This window comes from Mucilaginibacter rubeus, from assembly GCF_003286415.2.
GTDB classification, from domain to species: domain Bacteria; phylum Bacteroidota; class Bacteroidia; order Sphingobacteriales; family Sphingobacteriaceae; genus Mucilaginibacter; species Mucilaginibacter rubeus_A.
In genome coordinates, this window is record NZ_CP043450.1 from 708,090 (window position 1) to 725,770 (window position 17,681).

Below are 17,681 nucleotides of genomic sequence, written 5' to 3' on the forward strand. Positions count from 1 at the left end.
TTAACTCTTCGGGGCAGATCAGTTACCTTTGAATGTATCAAAATAACCGCTTATTAAAGCCGGACTAATTTCATCGCTAAGCAGGCCTATGTAATTATCAGGTCTTACTAAAAGATATAAACTGGTTTTTACGCCGAGTTTTTGCCACCCTTCATTAATGGGTAAATTAACTATTTTGATATAGGGTAATAAATGATCTGGCATTTGGCCGCCATCTAGGTTAGTACCAATACACAGCAGGTGAAATTTTGCTTCGGTGAGTAAATGATAAATGCTTTGCGGTTGGCCATCAATCTCCGTTATAACATAGGGGCATCTGTCGCCGGCGCTAAACTTCAGGTTTTGCTTGATAAATTGCCGCGATAAGGGGCTATTTTTGTACGAATACCAAATTTGAGAAAGTACCCTGAACATACGCCGGGTTATCCGTTTTTTTGATAACACCATTCGTAAAACGAGGGGCATAAGGTAGGTACGCACCAGGTATATAAGCCAATTACGCCCTGTCATAAACGCAAAGATGCTATCCGTAAACTTCAGGAGCCATTGGGCAAAAGGATATCGCTCGGTATGGTAGGTGTCGGTTAACTTTTCGCCGGCAACACCTTGCAGTACCAGAGCCAATTTCCAGGCCAGGTTATGCGCATCCTGCAGGCCTGTGTTCATGCCCTGCCCACCTGCCGGGCTATGAATGTGCGCGGCATCGCCCAATAAAAAACAACGGTTTATCCTGAAACTGTCAACACAACGATGGTGTAGCTTATAAACCGAAAACCAGTTTAACTTGTTGATGTTAAGCGGTAGCTTTATGTTTTCGGCAATCACGTCTTTTAAATCATCAAAGCTAACATCATCAACACCCGCAAAACTTTCGGGCAAGGTGCCCAGTATACGGTAATTGTTATCACCATACATTGGGAAAAAAGCGCAAAAATTGGAGCGGGATAAGGATGCGATCAACTTGTTTAACGGTTGCTGCCAGTTGAGCTGTACATCGGCAACAAAAAATTTGTTTTGATAGGTGCCACCTGCGAAATCCAATGCAAGGTGTTGCCTGACTACGCTGGAGGCACCATCGCAAGCCAAAAGGTATGAGGCTTTGACCACTATTTTTCTGAACGGATCACTTTTATCGTAAATGTTGGCAAAAACCAGGTCTTCGTTTTGTTCAAAACTTATTAGGCTGGTTCGCCATAAAACATCGTGGCCTGTTGCTTTAAGCTGTTCATAAAGCAGTTCTTCGTTTTTAAATTGTTCAAAAGCCTGTACGTTTGGGAAATCGGTAAGTCCGTAACCTGCTTCGGCGGTTTGGAGTGTGGCTTTTTCCCGGCCTTTCATGTAAATAGCAAATTTGCTGATCACATTTCCCTGCTCCTGAACCTTATCAACAATACCCATTTGCTGGTAAATTTCCATGCTGCGGGCAGTAACCAGCATCGCCCGCGACTCGTGAGTAGGCGCGGGTTTGGTATCAATAATAATAAAATCAATATTGAAGCGCGCCAGTTGGCAGGCAGCCATTAAGCCGGTTGGTCCGGCGCCGATAATAATTACCTGTGTATGCACAATTTGTTACCAGGCTTAAAAATAGATATTCTCAATTTGCAGCAGAAAGATATTGTACTTTTATCTCCAATAATTGTTAGCTGCCGCTATCGTAGCAAATTCGGTTGCCACAGTTTGACCAACGGCTATAAGCATAGCGGCATCTTCGGCGTATACACCACGGAGCCTTCCACGAATTTCATCATCTGGCTGGGTTACTTTGATAATAAGGCGGGCCATTTTAATGGCGAGCTCGCGCCCTTCCTGTGGTGTTGCAGTTATTAAGGAATTGCCCGGGATTAGTTGTACTGATTCTGACATGACGTTGATTGATTGATTAAATAATTAAAAGGTTTATCGCTAAAAAACAGGTTGCAATACTGTACCCCTTTTTTTGAAATCAGAAAAGCTGACCCCTGTGGCGTTTTTGAAAAACTTACTAAAGTGTGCCATGTCGCAAAAGCCCAGGTCATAAGCTATTTTTTTCATACAGTTATCCGGATGTATGGCCTGACGTTTGGCTTCTACAGCTACGCGTTGCCTGATATGATATCCGGCCGGCTGGCCTGTTAATTTTTTCACCACTTCGTTAAGGTAATTAGGAGTTACCGATAGTTTTTCAGCATAATCGGCAACCATTTTATATTCCCTGAAGTTTTTATCAAGCAGGGCCATGAAATTTTGCAGGATAGCGGTATTTCGCGATTGCTTTGGTGCCTGCTCTATTGACTCCAACTGACGGGAAAGATAGATCAGGAAGATCTTGAAATAGCGTTTTAATATTTCGGAGCGGTAAAGATTATGCCTGCTATATTCTTTCATCATTATTTCGGTGATATCACACATGTCATCGGCCAGCTCATTGTCAATAGCAATGTTATTGGTTTGGTTAAACATTTGGTAGATAGGATTGTAAATTGGTTCGCGGCTGTAATCCTCCATGTCCAGAAACGAATCGGTGAATGATATAACATAGCCTTTCAAGCCATCGCCGAATCTAAGGTCGTGCACCTGTCCGGGTTTTATCAGCAGCAACTGGTTGGTGTGCACCGTTTCTTTTTGTAAATTAAGCCTATAGTAACCGGTACCGACCACTATCCATACCAGCATGAAATAATCATTTGGAAGATCGATGCCATTCTCTTTAATCCATTCAATGGTATGGATTTTAAAAGGGAGACAACTGGATGTTTTCTCAAAATGGCGTGGTGCAAAATCGTTTAATTGTTTCATGGTGGCTTAGTTTAAAGCTTGTAATGCATGTGGTACTAATCTAATTTCGTGCCGGTATTTATATTTAATTGATAATCAGATTTTTAATTGTTTATTAATGCTGCGTTTGTAACGAAATATCATGATATCCCTGATTGGGGAGCGAAATATCGTATCTTTATAATGGTATTTTCAACCCTACCAAGCCTTGTAAGTATCCTATGTTAGCCGAAAGCGAGTTGTTAAAAGGTATTATGAAAAAGCAGGAAAGTAATATTGCTTTTTTGTTGTCTGTCGGCAGCGATATGGCGAGGGTAAGGGGGCGCACCGATCTGTTAAATGTTATTAATTCGCGTTTAAAAATCTTGTTTACCTGCACGCATTGCGGTATTGGTATTGTTAATACAGTAACGGGCGAAACAAGTCCGTTTTTGATCGATCCTGATTCCAAAGCATCATATGATACCGGTTATGCGGGACTATTCGATGATTTTGATATCCGTGCTGATAATATCATTAATCAGGTAACCGCCGCGGATGTACCCCTGGTTTTTAATCTTGAGGCCGAAGAGAAAACAGGTCGCTTACCTGCCATATTCAAGAAAAACCTGCAGTTGGGGATAAAGGAAGTACTCATGGTAGCTTTTAATATCAACGCCCACCTTACCGGGGTTTTATCACTTTTTTCGGATGTTGCAAATAGTTTCCCGGATCAGTATTTTGATATTTTAAAAGGTATCAGTAACCAGCTTTCAATAGCTACAGCTAATATCATTGCTAATGAGCAGATTCTGGAAAGCGAGAAGGAAAAAACTTTCCTGTTATCGGTAAGCCATGATTTTGTGGCCTGCCGCAATAAGAATGAGTTTTTAGATGTTGTGCATGAAAAAATGGGCGCTCTTTTTCCTTACAGGGAGATGGTGATATCGTTGCTGAACGAAGATGGCAATACACACAGCGCTTATCTATATAACTTAACAGAAGAATCCAGAAACCACCAGGATTATCAAGAAAGGGCTGCCGAAAAGTATATGCTGGAAGACGGCATTTATGATATCCTGTTAAATTCGGAGGATCCACTTGTTTATGATCTTGAAGCGTTGCTGCTCCGCGATTTTGTACCTCCTTATATTAACTTTTTTTATGAAAACGGCTCGCGCGAATTAGTGACGGTGCCTTTGCGTGAAAATGACAGATGCATTGGCGGCGTGTTTATATGGATGGGGCAGAAAAATACCTTTACACCATCGCAGCTTAATTTGCTCACGGCGTTTTGCTCTCAGATATCAATAGCCGTTGCCAATATACGGGCCTATGAAAAAATTGAAAGTCAGCTAAAGCAAATAGATCAATTTAAAGCCCAGCTTGAAGAAGAAAAGCTTTACCTGCAGCAGCAGATAGATACTGCCTACAATCATGGCGAAATTATTGGCCAAAATGGTGGGTTAAAGGATGTTTTTAACCTGATATCGCGCGTAGCCGTAACGGATAGTACCGTAATGATATTGGGCGAATCGGGTACAGGGAAAGAGTTAATTGCGAGGGCTATTCATAACGCATCGCCACGTAAGGATAAAATGCTGGTAAAGGTAAACTGTGCCGCCCTGCCTGCAAGTTTAATTGAAAGTGAACTGTTTGGTCATGAAAAGGGAAGCTTTACCGGTGCCAACGAGCGTAGGATAGGTAAATTTGAACTTGCACATAACAGTACTATTTTTTTAGATGAGATAGGCGAACTGCCTCCCGACCTGCAGGTTAAACTGTTAAGGGTGATACAGGAAAAGGAGATAGAGCGTGTTGGCGGGCATCAAACCATTAAAACGGATGTACGCATTATAACGGCCACAAACCGCAATTTACTTACCGAGGTTGATAGCGGTGGCTTCCGTATCGATTTGTTTTACCGCCTTAATGTTTTCCCGATAAACCTGCCGCCTTTGAGGGAACGTGCGGAGGATATTCCGCTGCTTATTACGCATTACATCAATAAGTTTGCACAAAAATTTGGTAAACGGATAGATAAAATTGCTGATAGTGTTTTAAAACAAATGACGGCCTATTCATGGCCGGGCAATGTACGCGAACTGGAACACCTGATTGAACGCAGTGTACTCATGGCATCAGGAAATACCTTAAAAGAAGTGTTTTTACCCAAAGCAATTACCGTATCACCGCCTGTTGATAAAGTGCCCGCAACTGAGGTAACATTGCTTGATGAATGCGAGCGCCAACACATTATTCATGTACTTAAGCATACAGCAGGCAGGGTTAAAGGGCCGGGTGGGGCTGCCGAAATACTGGGCCTGCCTTCAACCACTTTACACTCACGAATGAAAAAGCTTAAAATCGAAAAAGCTGATATCTGATATTCTGATTTTTAATGATATAAATTAATACGCTGTTTAGTTGTACAGATGGCGGAACAATATGTAATTTATACATCAAAATCCCTGATTAATACATCGGTGGGCTTTAGTTAGCATATTATTTTTATAAGTTGAATTTGAGTGCAGATTTATGTGAATAATGCACGCTTTTCAAGCAGGATCTGTTTGGTTTAGGCTGGTCATAAAAATAATATCAAGTGAATATCAATATAAGCTCGCCCCGGTTTTATTGTAAGCTGATACTTACAAGTTTGTTGCTTTTGATATCCACAAACTCACCGGCGCAGTATTCCGGACGTCTCAACGCGCTATGGGTAAACAGTGCCCCGCACGTTATTAAGTGGGATACTATAACTATAAGCATTGTTGCCATGATTATCATTTTGATCATAGCTTATATGGGGTACAGGCAAAGGCAATTCAGCAACAATCAGTTGCAACTGAAACAGAATGAAATTAATGTACAAAATCAGGCATTACAACATTTAATTGCTGATAACGACCGGTTGCTGGACGAAAAGGACTGGTTATTACAGGAAGTGCATCACCGGGTTAAAAATAACCTGCAAATAGTGATGAGCCTGCTCAATACACAATCAGCATTTTTGAAGAATAACGCGGCGCTTGCCGCCATCCGCGAAAGCCAGAACCGGGTACAGGCTATAGCGCTCATCCATCAAAAGCTATACAGTAGTTCAAATGTAGCGTATATCGATATAGCGGTTTATATCAACGAACTGGTTAATTATCTTGCAGATAGTTATAACGCACATGATCGCGGTATCAGGTTTGAGCAGCAGATCGAACCCGCAAAAATGGACGTTACCCAGGCTATACCTATTGGCTTGATGCTCAATGAAGCTATAACCAATTCCATTAAGTATGCTTTTCCGAACAGGCGCGGGTTTATAAACATCTCTCTCGGTACAATTGATGATAATAACATGATGCTTAATATAGCCGATGATGGGATAGGCCTTCCTGAAGATTTTGATATTAAAGATGCTTCATCGTTAGGTATGGAAATGATGAAGGCGCTGAGTAAGCAGCTCGACGGAAATTTAAAAATAGAAGACAACGATGGCGTAGTGATCACGTTTGTTTTCCCGGCCGAAAAGAAATTCGGGAACATCGACGCTTAAAACTATCGCGTGTAATATCAACACTTAATCGCCTTAGGCTATACGTAATTTGTACTACTGAAACCATAATTAGTACATTGATTTAGGACAACTCCAGCCCGAACTTTACATTGTTAAATCAACAGTTAATAATTAATCATTGGTTAAGCTGTTTTTGATAACCTGTAATGTTCGCCTATGAAAAAGTTTATTTGCTTCGTGGTAACCTTCCTTGTAAGTGTACTCATGTTTATGGTAACGGGTTTGTTTATTAAACTTAGTACAGGTATAATGGAACCTTTAGTTCCTGCCGAACTTTTCATCGTGGCATTGTACGCTATCTGCGCCTTAAAATTCGCTTTACTAATCATTATGCTTGTACCCGATAAGCCTGTGCTTAAGCAAATGAGTATCGGTTTTATTTTGGCCGACGTGGCGTTACTACTGTTTAACAACAATTCCAACGTAACCACAGGCATTCCTGTATCGCTTGTTTTAGCGCAAGCATCACTTCTGCTATTCTACATGACTTTACAAGGCCGCCTATGGCTTTATAAAAGCAATACAATAAGTAATACCATCGAAAATGAACTGATAGCTTCACCTATTTAATTGATGATATGCGTTACGATGATGAACAATTGGTAAATCTCATTATTGATCTGCAGGAGCGGGGCTTTAGTCACGATTTTGTTATCGAGAATGAGCACATCAGGTGCCTTCAATATAACGAGCTGATCTCGCCCGATGATTTTGAGATTCTGGAAACCTATCATCGCAGGGCCTCAAACGCAAATGATAACTGCAGTTTGGTGTATGCTATCAGGTTAACTAACTATGATATGAAGGGCATTTTGATGAGCGATTACCGATCGTACATTAAAGGGATGTCGTTACGGTTGTGGTCAAAATTTAATAATGTAATCAGGTTAAATCTATCAGTAATAAAATAAAAGATAAGAAAAACATATCCACATGAACAGGGAAATCAAAAATATGGAAAACCGGACGGGTGTAATACCTGACCAAACCATAGGAGGGGCTTACGTTGGCAACTGGAAAATTCAACTCAAATCAAACAAGGTATCCTTTTGCCCGCGGATGCGCAAGATCCTTGAACTATCAAAAGGATATGACGAACATATTGATGAGCTTTTTGAACTGATAAAACCCGGACAACTGAGCGGACTGATCCACGAGTTTAAGGTAGCCTGCTTTAATGGAACCAAATTTGAAAAACAAGTGCAAATAGTGACCCCGTATGGTACCGAAAAATGGGTACAGCTTTCGGGGGTATTATACTCACGCAGGTGGGGCACCGCCGAACAAATGATTGGCACCATTGAAGATGTAACTCAAAAAGTTAATGAAGAGTGCCTGAGCATGGCCATTGTAAACCACGAATTGCGTGCACCTTTAACTATTATTAAACTCAATACTCAGTTTCTGATCAATCACCTTGCGCACAATATCAATAAACAACCCGTAAAGCTGCTGAACATGGTTGATCAGCATATTAATGGGATGACAAAACTGATTGACGAGTACCTGTCGCCCTCAACCAGTGATGATCGGTCGGCACAGCTCAATTTTAGTTTGTTTGATATTAATGATCTGGTTGATACCGTACTTGGCGAAATGAAGATCCTGTATCCCGGTCATCGTTTTTGTAAATACCCAACAGCCGACAGCATTTTTATCAGAGGGGATAAATACAAGATTACCCAGGTACTCATCAATTATTTAACAAACGCGGCTAAATTTTCGCCGCCATGTTCGCACATCAACGTCAATATCGATCGTAATGAGAACGATGTTGAAGTATCCATTCACGATCAGGGTGTAGGCATTAATGAAGAGAATGGCCAGGTATTGTTCCAGAAATTTTACCAGTGCAATCAAAAATCGGTAAGGCAAAAAAACAGTAAGGGCCTGGGTTTATATATTGTGAAAAACATTATTCAAAAACACGGCGGTACGGTAAAGGCCGAGAACGGAAAAAACGGAGGTGCTGTGTTCTCTTTTAGCCTGCCGCTTAGTCAGCAAAGTAAATTTAATACTACCGGGCAGGAGGCCCTGAAATTGATGGCTTAAACAGTCATGTTTAAGTAAGGAAATAATAAAAGATAAAAATGTCTTTTATTGTTGATTGAAATAACTACTTTTGCTTTATAAAGCAATGGGAATATTTTCAAAAACATGTGAGTATGCGGTAAGGGCAGTATTTTTTATAGCCCAGCAAACCGCCGATGGCAGTAGGGTAGGTATAAAGGAAATAGCTGTAAATATTGATTCTCCCGAGCATTTCCTGGCCAAGATCCTTCAGGATCTGAGCAAAAGAGGCATCATTCAATCGGTAAAGGGGCCTAACGGCGGTTTTTATCTTGATGCGCAAAACCTTTCCCGCCCGCTGTCAGATGTTATAGAAGCGGTTGATGGCGGGGGTATATTCAGGGATTGCGGTTTAGGACTGAAAGAATGTTCATCAAAAAATCCCTGCCCTTTGCACCATGATTTTTTAGACGTAAGGAACCGTTTACAAAACATGCTTGAATCTATCACCATAGGCCAGTTCAACGAAGATCTGAACCTGGGAATAGTAGTATTAAAAAAATAACCTAACCCGCCCAAAAGGTTACAGGCGAGGTCAAAATCATTTGAATTTCTTAACTAATGAAATTATAGATGTATTAAAACGATCAATTTAAAAGATAAAAAGGTATTAATATATTTTATATGAAACTCAAAATCTACTTAACCATTATCCTGATAGGAGTGCTGCTGTTGATCCCCGGCGCGGCCACCTATGCAGCCGATGTATTGAAGCCCGATCCCGTCTTTAATACCGGTGCCAGCATCCTTATTGGAATTACCATTTTCTTTTTGTTACTACTACTGCTCTGGCTTATCCGCCTGGCACATGGTCTGAGAGAAGATGAAGCCATCTATAAAAAATACGGAGACAAATGGGTATTCAGCCAGATAAACCGACTGGATAGCCGTCAGCTTGATCAATTGATAAGCCGCCGTAACAGCCGTAAAAAGGCTATCAGCAAAGCCAAAGGCGGTAACAACGGTTTTACGGCTGTTATGGCGCTGCTGCTTGTGCTTTCATCATTAGCTGTACATGCGCAGGCACCAGGCGAAAATAAAAACATATTAACCAGCCCCGGTATGATCATTATGCTTACGCTGATCTTTATTCCGCTGGTGGTAACCGTTTTCCTGGTGGCTTTAAAAATTCGTAACCTGGCGGCTAAAACCCGCTATCGCCGCGTAAAAAAAGAAACACGTGAGCTTGCCGATGCCGTTGATCATGACGATGCTATTTATGATGAAATTATCAAACGTAAACACGCGCTTGACTACCGCCTAACTAACAATGAACTTGCCGGAACAATCGCGCCCGAAGATTCAAAAGGTATCCTGCTTAATATTGATGAAGTTCATGGTCCGCGGTTTTTTGCTTCCAAGCGTAAAGCGGCGCATAAGCACCAAACAGATCCCAAACTGGTAAAGCTGATTATGTGGTACCTGGGCAGCGCCGCGCTGTGGCTGGTGCTGGGTACAACAATTGGCGAGTACATAGGTATCAAGTTCGTATCGCCCGATGCCGATCATATCAGCTGGCTGAGTTTTGGCCGCTTAAGGCCGGTACATACCAATATGGTTTTCTGGGGATGGTCGTCAATGGCTATGCTGGGGTTGGGTTACTATGTGGTGAGCACGGTAAGTAATACAGCGGTTTACAGCATAAAGCGGGGATATTACTCGCTCATACTCATGAATGCCGCCATTATTTTGGGCAGCGGTATGCTCATGGCCGGTATCAACAACGGTGGCGGCGAATACCGTGAATATATATGGCCGGTGATGGCACTTTTCGCGGGCGGTATTGTGGTAAGCCTCGCCAATTATATCCAAACCATAGCGCAGCGTAAAACCAAGGAGATCTATATTTCTAACTGGTACATTGTTTCGGCCATGATGTTTTTAACAGTGATTGTAACGGTTGGCTATCTGCCCTTTTACCAGAACGGCCTTGGTGAAACCATTATTCAAGGCTATTATATGCACCAGGCCGTGGGCATGTGGTTTATGTTCTTTAACCTTGGATTAGTTTATTACTTTTTACCGCAGCAACTGAATACGCCAATTTACTCCTATAGTCTGGGGATTTTGGCTTTCTGGTCGCAGATTTTGTTTTATACGCTGATAGGTACGCACCATTTCATTTTCAGCTCGATACCATGGTGGCTGCAAACGGTTGCTATAGTAGGCAGTATGGGAATGCTGATCCCGGTATTTTCGGGCACTACTAATTTTATCATGACTTTCAGGGGTAATTTTAATAAAATAGGACGGAGCTATACCTTGCCGTTTTATATCATTGGCATCCTGTTTTATTTCACCGGCTCAACGCAAGGAACCGCCGAAGCGTTCAGGGAGACTAACCTCATCTGGCACTTTACCGATTTTACTACAGCCCACTCGCACCTTACCATGTACGGTATCATTGCCTTTTTTCTTTGGGCAAGTATTTATACCATAGTACCAAGACTTACCGGTAACGAACCGAAACAGGGCCTGGTAGGCGCGCATTTTTGGATGGCTTTTATCGGTTTATTGTTCTACACTATTCCCCTTATGGTAGGCGGTACGCTGAAAGGCATGTCCTGGCGCGAGGGAAAACCATTTATTGACAGTGTAGTGCTTATGGCCCCTTACTGGCTATGGCGTGCCATTGGTGGCTCGCTGATGTGGGCATCGCACCTGGTGTTTGCCTGGAACATTTATGTGATGTTTTCGGGGCATAAAAGTGATCCCGATATCAGGAAGGAAGTTTTTGATGAATTAAAGAACGTACCCGTTAACGCTGAAATCTGATAGCCATGGAAATTTATAACAACCATAAAAAACTTTTTACTGCCGCGTTATGCTTCTTTGTGCTGCTCACATTTTTTGTGGCGATAGGGCCTGCGTTTACCAGTCAGAATAATAATGCCCCGCTGCCGGGTAGTAAGCCGCTGAATGCACTTGAAACCGAAGGTAAGGCGGTATTTATTGCCGAGGGATGTGTGGCCTGCCATACCCAGCAGGTACGTAATGTGGATATGGACAAAGTTTGGGGCAAACGTCCCAACATAGCTGCCGATTATGCCAACATTACCCGTACCGATGTTTGGCGTAACACCGCAACCCTCATGGGTTCGGAACGTACCGGGCCTGATTTAACCAACGTGGGGACCCGGCAGCCAAGTAACGATTGGCATTACTTGCATTTGTTTAACCCACGGTCGGTAGTGGCAGAATCAGTTATGCCTTCATACGAGTGGCTGTTTGATATCAAGGATTATGCTTGGCCAAATGACGTGGTAGTGAATGTACCCGATGATTTTAAAAAAGGCATAACAGGCAAAATAGTAGCTACGCATAAAGCCGTGGCGCTGGTAGCGTACCTGCGATCGTTAAAGGAAATTACCCTGTCCGATGGTAAACCCGTACCGATATTCCTATATGGGAAAAGCGACGCTGAAAAAGCTGCGGCTGCTCCAAGCAAAGGCGTTGCCGCTAAACCGGAGTTTGATGGCGCGGCACTTTATGCAAGCAATTGCCAGTCATGCCACCAGGGAAACGGCGAGGGATTGGTGGGCGCCTTTCCATCGCTGAAAGGCAGCAAGGTAGTGTTGGATGATAATCCTGAAGTGCAGGTAACCATTATCATGAAAGGCTATAATGGCCGTGTTAGTGAAGGTTATGGCGTAATGCCTGCCGTGGGCACCAATAACAATCTTAAGCCCGAAGAAGTGGCTGCCATTGTAAATCATGAACGCAGCAACTGGGGCAACAATTCTAAACAAGTGACGGTTGATGATGTGAAAAAGATCATCGCCTCGTTTGGTAAACCCGAAACAATAGCTGCTAAAAAGTAAACTAATCAGAACCTCAACATGAAAAGATATATCATACTGCTGCTTATGGTCATCCTTAAACTGGATGTCATGGCCTGCGAAGCTTGCAAGAAACAACAACCCGCCAGTTTTGGAGGCATAACCCACGGCGCCGGGCCCGATAGTAACTGGGATTACCTTATTGTACTTGTCATGGTAGTCTTTACGCTGTACGTGCTGGTGGCAACCATCAAATGTTTTATAAAACCTGGCGAAAAGAACGAAGAACATATTAAACGGATGATTTTAAACGACCTGAAGCCATGAGAGATCAAAGTTTTGTAACCCTGTTTATAGATGAAGATCCGAAGCCGATAGGAGAGTTCCCGGCACCGGTAACCTTTGATCTGGACACCCGCAAACTGACCGATGGCAACCACGTACTCAAAGTAGTAAGTAAAGACCATCAGGGTAAAGAAGGTATAAAGCTGATCCCCTTTGTGGTGCGTAATGGCCCGGCGATAGCTATTGAAGGTTTAAAGAAAGATGAGATTGTAGAAGGGGTATTGCCCCTGATGATCAATGCCTATGGCAAAGGCGATCAGAAAACATTTATGCTGCAGGGTAGTGAAACACCGCAAAGTATCCCCTGGTGGCTGATTGTAGGCATTGTGTTATTTGTGGCATGGACGGGTTATTTCATTATCACATCGCTGGCCGTGAAGTTGTAGGGTTTGGAGATTAGTGATTAGGCGGGATAGGTTTTAGCAGTAAACTAATCTCTGATCACTACCCCCGCGTTAGGGATAGCAGCGGATACCGGCCATGAGCGTAATGCCTGCAGGCGTATGAGCGGATAGCCCGGGCCGGAGGTAACGCACTGATGATTTCGGATTTCGGATGTTCGATTTAGGATTTTTTCCTGATTGGCTCGAACCAGCGGTACTTGAAATGTAAATAATGAACACGACGTCATCCCGAACTTGTTTCGGGATCCCATCATACAAGCGACGCTCACAAGGTGTGCTTAGCAGGTGGGGTGCTGAAACAAGTTCGGCATGACGTGGGGTAATAATGAAATAACAAAAACGAATGAACGACATAGAAGACATAACATCAATTAAGTTAATGGTTGATGAATTTTATAGCAGGGTGCGGCTTGACGGGTTATTGGGGCCCGTTTTTGCCGGGGTGATTAAAGACGATTGGCAGCCGCACCTTGATAAAATGTACGCTTTCTGGAATGCCGCCTTGTTTGGTGTTCCGGGATTTAAAGGTAACCCCTTTGCCAGACATGCGCCGTTACCTATAGGTAATGCTCATTTTGACCGCTGGCTGGAACTATTTACCCAAACGGTAGACGCGCACTTTGCAGGCCCAATGGCTGATGACGCTAAAAACAGGGCTGGTTTAATGGCAGCGATGTTTATGAGCAAACTGGCCAACATGAAAGGCGGGGCAGGCAGGGTGATTATGTAGTGAATGCTATTAGATTAAAAATCAAGTTATGAAACAGCTTCAAACAAATGAACACTTCCAGGTGGTTAAAATTGAGCTAACCGCCGGCGCAAACATGAAAAGGCATACAGCCACATCTGATGCTTATTTGATTGTGGAAGACGGAAATGCCCTGCTCATTTACGCGGGCGAAACTTATGAGCTCAGCAAAGGCGAAACCTTCCTGATACCAGCCAATGAGCAGCACATGCTTAAAATAATAGATGATTTTAAGGCCTGGATTGTACTGGCCAACGGTGCTCAGATCAAATATTTTGAGCCCGATACTACTAACATTAACTGATATGATAATTGAACAAGTGCGGGAGCAGATGCCATTGGCCAAAGGGCCGGTGGCTAAAATATTAAAGCAAAGTGATAACTATAAAATGATGGTCATCGGCCTGAAAAAAGGTGCGGTTTTGAAAGAACATAAAACCGCTGTACCGGCCAGGCTCATAATTACTGAAGGTCATGTAACCTACAACGAGCATGAACGGGCGGTTGATTTGAAACGCGATGCTGATTTTGAAATACCTGTAAACGTGCCGCACAGCCTGCTGGCCCTTGAGGATAGTATTTGCTTTTTAATACAAGGCTAACAGGTGCGGCAATTAATGATAAATATATACTGTTAAAACGATGATTACTAAAGAACAAAAAGAGTTGGTTAAGGCCACGGTGCCTGTATTGAAGGAGCATGGAGTATTGTTAACTACACATTTTTACAACCGGATGTTCACCCACAATCCCGAACTTAAAAATGTGTTTAACATGGGGAACCAACAAAACAGCAAACAACAAACTGCCCTTGCCATGGCCGTGCTGGCTTATGCCGAGCATATCGAAAATCCGGGCGTATTAATGCCTGTGCTTGACGGTATTGGCCAGAAGCATACCAGTCTCGATATCAGGCCCGAACACTATGCCATTGTTGGCGGGCACCTGATTGCGTCTATCAGCGAAGTATTGGGTGATGCCGCCACTCCGGAACTATTGGAAGCCTGGACTGTTGCTTATAACCAGCTGGCGGCCATCATGGCGGGCCATGAGCAAAACCTTTACAGCAAACAAGTAGCAAAAAAGGGCGGCTGGACCGGCTGGAGGCCATTTGTAGTAAAGCAAAAAGTAAAAGAATCGACCGAGATCACTTCTTTTTACCTGTTTCCAACTCACGGTGGGGTGGTTCCGGATTTTACGCCCGGTCAGTTTTTAAGTGTGCGTTTGTTTTTACCCGAGCTTAATTTGCTGCAGCCGCGCCAGTACAGCATTTCGAGTGCGCCAAACGGCGAATATTACCGTATTTCTGTAAAACGCGAGGCTGGCACCGAACTGTTTGCCGATGGCATGATCAGTAACCGTTTGCATAATTTTGTTAATGAGGGCGATATCATAGAGGTATCGGCACCGGCAGGCGGCTTTGTGCTAAATGGCGATGGTGACCATCCAATTGTTTTCATAAGCGGCGGCGTTGGTCAAACCCCGTTAATGAGTATGCTGGAAAGCCTGATCAAAAGCGGCAGTAAACGACCGAAAACCTGGATCCACGGTTGCCGCGATAAAAATGTGCATGCCTTTAAAGAAGTTATTGAACACTGGGAAGGCAAAAACGAGGAAGTTAAAAAACACATTTTCTACAGCGAGGTTGAAGAAGGAGGTGCTGATGATTTATACGCCGGATGGGTTGATCTTAATCAATTAAGCGACGAGATATTTGAGCCAAACACAGAGTATTACATTTGTGGCCCGGCCGGGTTTATTGAACTGCATTACCGCGAATTGGTTAAAAAAGGTATCGATAAACAACTGATCCATTTTGAAGAGTTCGGCCCGCAAACTTTGCAATTGAACTAAAACGCAATTGTTATTTGATGCTGAAGCAGTCAGTTTTAACAAAACCAGCCTGCTTCAGCATCAAATAATTTCTAATATAATTATCCCTTCTTCAGCGTAACCATGCCTGCATTCGGTTGAGCCTGGTATAGCACGTAAGTGCCCTGCTCATCTTTAGCTGTGCTAATCTTTTTACTTTTTGAACCCTGGGTAACAGTCGCACTCGTCCAGTTGGACGCTACATAAGTTTTAAGCGTTACCGGCAGGTAGTACATTTTATCGTCCAGATTATGGCTTACCTTAACCTGGATGCTATTGCCTACTGCCGAAGCCACGGCTTTACCATGTTGGCGCTCGCGGATGTATCTGGTTACGTCACCGAAAGTAGCTATCCAAAGCTTATCGTTTTTGCTTTTGATGTATTGAAAATATTCATCAAGCAGGGTGCTTGGCAGGGCTTCGTAACCCATGCCGTCAATACCGTGAAATACCAGTACCAGCCAGGTATTGGTATGGTTAAGCGTAGTATCAACCCAAAGCTTCATCATGGGTAAAGGCGTTTTAGTAGTAGCGCCACGCTGCCATTGGATATAATCTTTATCGGTTGAGCCGGGTGATTGTTTACTTGCCCGGTCAATTTCTTTTAACCACGGCTCAGGCATACGGTTGCGCAGGGCAGGGTAAATTTTGAGCGCGTAACTCATCACTCGGTCGTTTTCAAAACCGTAGGGGCACTCTGCCGAAAAGGTATGTTTGGGGCCAAGCTGTGCCAGGATATCGGCCTTGCTTTTTTCCAGCTCCCAAAGCAGGTTGGGCTCATCAAGACCGGGCATGCTGGGGTGGGTTATGGAGTGGCTGGCAAATTCATAACCTTCGGCGGCGTCTTTCCTGAAATCATCCCAGGTTGAACCTACAGATTGTTTAAACTCATCGTTAGGTTCATAACCGGGTTTCAATTCTCCGTTGCGGGCTTTGGCATAAATATCATCCAGAACCTTAAAAGCTTTTTCCTTTTTACCGCTATCGTACAAACTTCCGGCCTGTGTATGCGAGGCTATGGTGCCCATGTAACCCAGATATCCGGCGGCAGAGCATCGCTCAAAAAAGTTCTGATCATTAGTAGGCACCGTTGCCGATTCTTTAATGATATCCTTTACCGGGCGACCTATAAATTTCCCATGGTATTTGGACCCGGGAATGGAACCTGTGATAATGAAAAATGTGGCGGGCATTTTAAGGCGTTCCATTACCGGCAGGGCTTTTCTGAACTGGTTCATGGAACCATCATCATAAGTAAGGGAAACAGCTCCGGTTTTGCCGTATTGCCATTTGGTTATTTCGGTTGTGCCCGGTTTGGTTTGGGCATTGCTTTGCAGGCCTTGCAAGGCAATAAGTGCTGTGATCAGCAGGGTTTTAACTGGTTTATAATTGGTGGTAAGCATAACTAAAATTAACTTTTTAAATTAATTTACAAAGTAATATTACTGTTTCAATTGGCTGGTTATGAGGGATGAAAACGTAATTAAGTCGCTATCCGAAGTCGGAGACATCGAACAGCGTTAGACTTCGAATAGCGTTTAATAAAAAAACCCGGAGCTTTTAACTTCGGGCTGTAGATGTGAATAAAGCGTTAGGTATTAAACTTTCTTAAAAATGCTTGATATGTAGCCAACCTCTGCGCGTTCGGGCGCTCGGTTTATGTAAATTTGTCGGTCTTGTGGTGCCCATGTGCCTAAGCCGTCAACGTAACGGTTGAACATGCAAAATGCGGCTGCAATTAGCACCGTGTCGTGGATCTCTTTATCATCGGCGCCTTCCGCGCGGGCGGCTTCGATTTGATCTGTGGTTACATGTTTACCGCCTTTTTGTACGCTACCGGCAATGGCCAACAGCGCTTTGATCTTTGGCGATAGGTCGGCTGCGGAGAAATTGGCTTTGATAGCGTCTATTTCGTCAATATTACAGCCAAGGTAATACCCGGCTACTGCGCCATGCACGTTTTGACAAAAGAAACAATCGTTAAGGTAGGATACGTAAGTGGCTATCAGCTCACGTTCTCCGCGCGATAAGGAATTGTTATCATCGCGAAGCAATTGCTCGGCAAGGGCGTTTAGCGGGGCTTCTGTTTCCGGACTGTAAAACATCAGCCCACGGATGCCGGGCAGATCGTTATTTAATTCTATATGTGCCATAGC

Annotated in this window: 19 protein-coding genes; 14 read left to right on the forward strand and 5 right to left on the reverse strand. The window is 43.4% G+C overall.

The genetic code is table 11. The features are described from left to right. Positions 1-18: 18 nt before the first annotated feature. Genes DEO27_RS02850 through DEO27_RS02860 form a run of 3 tightly spaced genes read right to left on the reverse strand, consistent with a single transcriptional unit; the run spans position 19 to position 2,778 of the window. On the reverse strand, positions 19-1,566 hold the full coding sequence (locus DEO27_RS02850; RefSeq protein ID WP_112569534.1) for an FAD-dependent monooxygenase: 1,548 nt from the start codon (positions 1,564-1,566) through the stop codon (positions 19-21). A 60-nt stretch (positions 1,567-1,626) separates the two neighbouring features. Then, positions 1,627-1,866 carry a hexameric tyrosine-coordinated heme protein gene (locus DEO27_RS02855; protein WP_112569536.1) on the reverse strand — a complete coding sequence of 80 codons (240 nt, stop codon included), beginning with the start codon at positions 1,864-1,866 and terminating at the stop codon, positions 1,627-1,629. A gap of 39 nt (positions 1,867-1,905) precedes the next feature. Next, positions 1,906-2,778: an AraC family transcriptional regulator gene (locus DEO27_RS02860; RefSeq protein ID WP_112569538.1), complete on the reverse strand. Its 873-nt coding sequence runs from the start codon at positions 2,776-2,778 to the stop codon at positions 1,906-1,908. A 233-nt stretch (positions 2,779-3,011) separates the two neighbouring features. Between DEO27_RS02860 and DEO27_RS02865 the strand changes: the two genes are divergently transcribed. The 14 genes from DEO27_RS02865 (at position 3,012) to hmpA (ending at position 15,507) form a co-directional block, all read left to right on the forward strand. Further along, positions 3,012-5,123, forward strand: a complete 2,112-nt coding sequence (locus DEO27_RS02865) for a sigma 54-interacting transcriptional regulator (protein ID WP_190295303.1) — start codon at positions 3,012-3,014, stop codon at positions 5,121-5,123. A 218-nt stretch (positions 5,124-5,341) separates the two neighbouring features. Beyond that, complete coding sequence (locus DEO27_RS02870; RefSeq protein WP_146749999.1) at positions 5,342-6,286, forward strand: sensor histidine kinase; 945 nt, start codon at positions 5,342-5,344, stop codon at positions 6,284-6,286. Positions 6,287-6,463: 177 nt separating this feature from the next. Then, positions 6,464-6,877 carry a hypothetical protein gene (locus DEO27_RS02875; protein ID WP_112569544.1) on the forward strand — a complete coding sequence of 138 codons (414 nt, stop codon included), beginning with the start codon at positions 6,464-6,466 and terminating at the stop codon, positions 6,875-6,877. An 8-nt stretch (positions 6,878-6,885) separates the two neighbouring features. Continuing rightward, positions 6,886-7,218, forward strand: coding sequence for a hypothetical protein (locus tag DEO27_RS02880; protein WP_112569546.1), 333 nt, complete (start codon positions 6,886-6,888; stop codon positions 7,216-7,218). A 22-nt stretch (positions 7,219-7,240) separates the two neighbouring features. Continuing rightward, positions 7,241-8,359 carry an ATP-binding protein gene (locus DEO27_RS02885; RefSeq protein ID WP_112569547.1) on the forward strand — a complete coding sequence of 373 codons (1,119 nt, stop codon included), beginning with the start codon at positions 7,241-7,243 and terminating at the stop codon, positions 8,357-8,359. A gap of 85 nt (positions 8,360-8,444) precedes the next feature. Continuing rightward, positions 8,445-8,882, forward strand: coding sequence for an RrF2 family transcriptional regulator (locus DEO27_RS02890; protein WP_190295304.1), 438 nt, complete (start codon positions 8,445-8,447; stop codon positions 8,880-8,882). A 119-nt stretch (positions 8,883-9,001) separates the two neighbouring features. Continuing rightward, positions 9,002-11,152, forward strand: a complete 2,151-nt coding sequence (locus DEO27_RS02895) for a cbb3-type cytochrome c oxidase subunit I (RefSeq protein ID WP_112569549.1) — start codon at positions 9,002-9,004, stop codon at positions 11,150-11,152. 5 nt (positions 11,153-11,157) lie between these two features. Further along, positions 11,158-12,198, forward strand: coding sequence for a cbb3-type cytochrome c oxidase subunit II (locus DEO27_RS02900; RefSeq protein ID WP_112569551.1), 1,041 nt, complete (start codon positions 11,158-11,160; stop codon positions 12,196-12,198). An 18-nt stretch (positions 12,199-12,216) separates the two neighbouring features. Beyond that, positions 12,217-12,483 (forward strand): hypothetical protein, encoded by a 267-nt coding sequence (locus tag DEO27_RS02905; RefSeq protein WP_112569552.1) that lies wholly within the window; start codon positions 12,217-12,219, stop codon positions 12,481-12,483. Next, positions 12,480-12,887 (forward strand): cytochrome C, encoded by a 408-nt coding sequence (locus DEO27_RS02910; RefSeq protein ID WP_112569554.1) that lies wholly within the window; start codon positions 12,480-12,482, stop codon positions 12,885-12,887. Before DEO27_RS02905 ends, DEO27_RS02910 begins: the two co-directional genes overlap by 4 nt. A 361-nt stretch (positions 12,888-13,248) precedes the next feature. After that, positions 13,249-13,635 carry a group III truncated hemoglobin gene (locus DEO27_RS02915; protein ID WP_112569556.1) on the forward strand — a complete coding sequence of 129 codons (387 nt, stop codon included), beginning with the start codon at positions 13,249-13,251 and terminating at the stop codon, positions 13,633-13,635. A 28-nt stretch (positions 13,636-13,663) separates the two neighbouring features. Continuing rightward, positions 13,664-13,957, forward strand: a complete 294-nt coding sequence (locus DEO27_RS02920; RefSeq protein WP_112569558.1) for a cupin domain-containing protein — start codon at positions 13,664-13,666, stop codon at positions 13,955-13,957. 1 nt (position 13,958) lies between these two features. After that, positions 13,959-14,255: a hypothetical protein gene (locus DEO27_RS02925; RefSeq protein ID WP_112569560.1), complete on the forward strand. Its 297-nt coding sequence runs from the start codon at positions 13,959-13,961 to the stop codon at positions 14,253-14,255. 40 nt (positions 14,256-14,295) lie between these two features. Next, positions 14,296-15,507: an NO-inducible flavohemoprotein gene (gene hmpA / locus DEO27_RS02930; RefSeq protein WP_223818149.1), complete on the forward strand. Its 1,212-nt coding sequence runs from the start codon at positions 14,296-14,298 to the stop codon at positions 15,505-15,507. A gap of 80 nt (positions 15,508-15,587) precedes the next feature. On the opposite strand, the gene DEO27_RS02935 is transcribed toward hmpA, so the two are convergent. Both DEO27_RS02935 and DEO27_RS02940 read right to left on the reverse strand, forming a co-directional pair. Continuing rightward, positions 15,588-16,928 carry a polysaccharide deacetylase family protein gene (locus DEO27_RS02935; protein ID WP_112569562.1) on the reverse strand — a complete coding sequence of 447 codons (1,341 nt, stop codon included), beginning with the start codon at positions 16,926-16,928 and terminating at the stop codon, positions 15,588-15,590. 195 nt (positions 16,929-17,123) lie between these two features. Then, on the reverse strand, positions 17,124-17,678 hold the full coding sequence (locus DEO27_RS02940) for a carboxymuconolactone decarboxylase family protein (RefSeq protein ID WP_112569564.1): 555 nt from the start codon (positions 17,676-17,678) through the stop codon (positions 17,124-17,126). Positions 17,679-17,681: the final 3 nt, after the last annotated feature.

Coding starts and splice junctions, on each gene's coding strand:
- DEO27_RS02855 (WP_112569536.1), bottom strand. CDS start 1,866: ATGTCAGAATCAGTACAACTAATCCCGGGCAATTCCTTAATAACTGCA.
- DEO27_RS02860 (WP_112569538.1), bottom strand. CDS start 2,778: ATGAAACAATTAAACGATTTTGCACCACGCCATTTTGAGAAAACATCC.
- DEO27_RS02865 (WP_190295303.1), top strand. CDS start 3,012: ATGAAAAAGCAGGAAAGTAATATTGCTTTTTTGTTGTCTGTCGGCAGC.
- DEO27_RS02875 (WP_112569544.1), top strand. CDS start 6,464: ATGAAAAAGTTTATTTGCTTCGTGGTAACCTTCCTTGTAAGTGTACTC.
- DEO27_RS02880 (WP_112569546.1), top strand. CDS start 6,886: ATGCGTTACGATGATGAACAATTGGTAAATCTCATTATTGATCTGCAG.
- DEO27_RS02885 (WP_112569547.1), top strand. CDS start 7,241: ATGAACAGGGAAATCAAAAATATGGAAAACCGGACGGGTGTAATACCT.
- DEO27_RS02890 (WP_190295304.1), top strand. CDS start 8,445: ATGGGAATATTTTCAAAAACATGTGAGTATGCGGTAAGGGCAGTATTT.
- DEO27_RS02895 (WP_112569549.1), top strand. CDS start 9,002: ATGAAACTCAAAATCTACTTAACCATTATCCTGATAGGAGTGCTGCTG.
- DEO27_RS02900 (WP_112569551.1), top strand. CDS start 11,158: ATGGAAATTTATAACAACCATAAAAAACTTTTTACTGCCGCGTTATGC.
- DEO27_RS02905 (WP_112569552.1), top strand. CDS start 12,217: ATGAAAAGATATATCATACTGCTGCTTATGGTCATCCTTAAACTGGAT.
- DEO27_RS02910 (WP_112569554.1), top strand. CDS start 12,480: ATGAGAGATCAAAGTTTTGTAACCCTGTTTATAGATGAAGATCCGAAG.
- DEO27_RS02915 (WP_112569556.1), top strand. CDS start 13,249: ATGAACGACATAGAAGACATAACATCAATTAAGTTAATGGTTGATGAA.
- DEO27_RS02920 (WP_112569558.1), top strand. CDS start 13,664: ATGAAACAGCTTCAAACAAATGAACACTTCCAGGTGGTTAAAATTGAG.
- DEO27_RS02925 (WP_112569560.1), top strand. CDS start 13,959: ATGATAATTGAACAAGTGCGGGAGCAGATGCCATTGGCCAAAGGGCCG.
- hmpA (WP_223818149.1), top strand. CDS start 14,296: ATGATTACTAAAGAACAAAAAGAGTTGGTTAAGGCCACGGTGCCTGTA.
- DEO27_RS02935 (WP_112569562.1), bottom strand. CDS start 16,928: ATGCTTACCACCAATTATAAACCAGTTAAAACCCTGCTGATCACAGCA.
- DEO27_RS02940 (WP_112569564.1), bottom strand. CDS start 17,678: ATGGCACATATAGAATTAAATAACGATCTGCCCGGCATCCGTGGGCTG.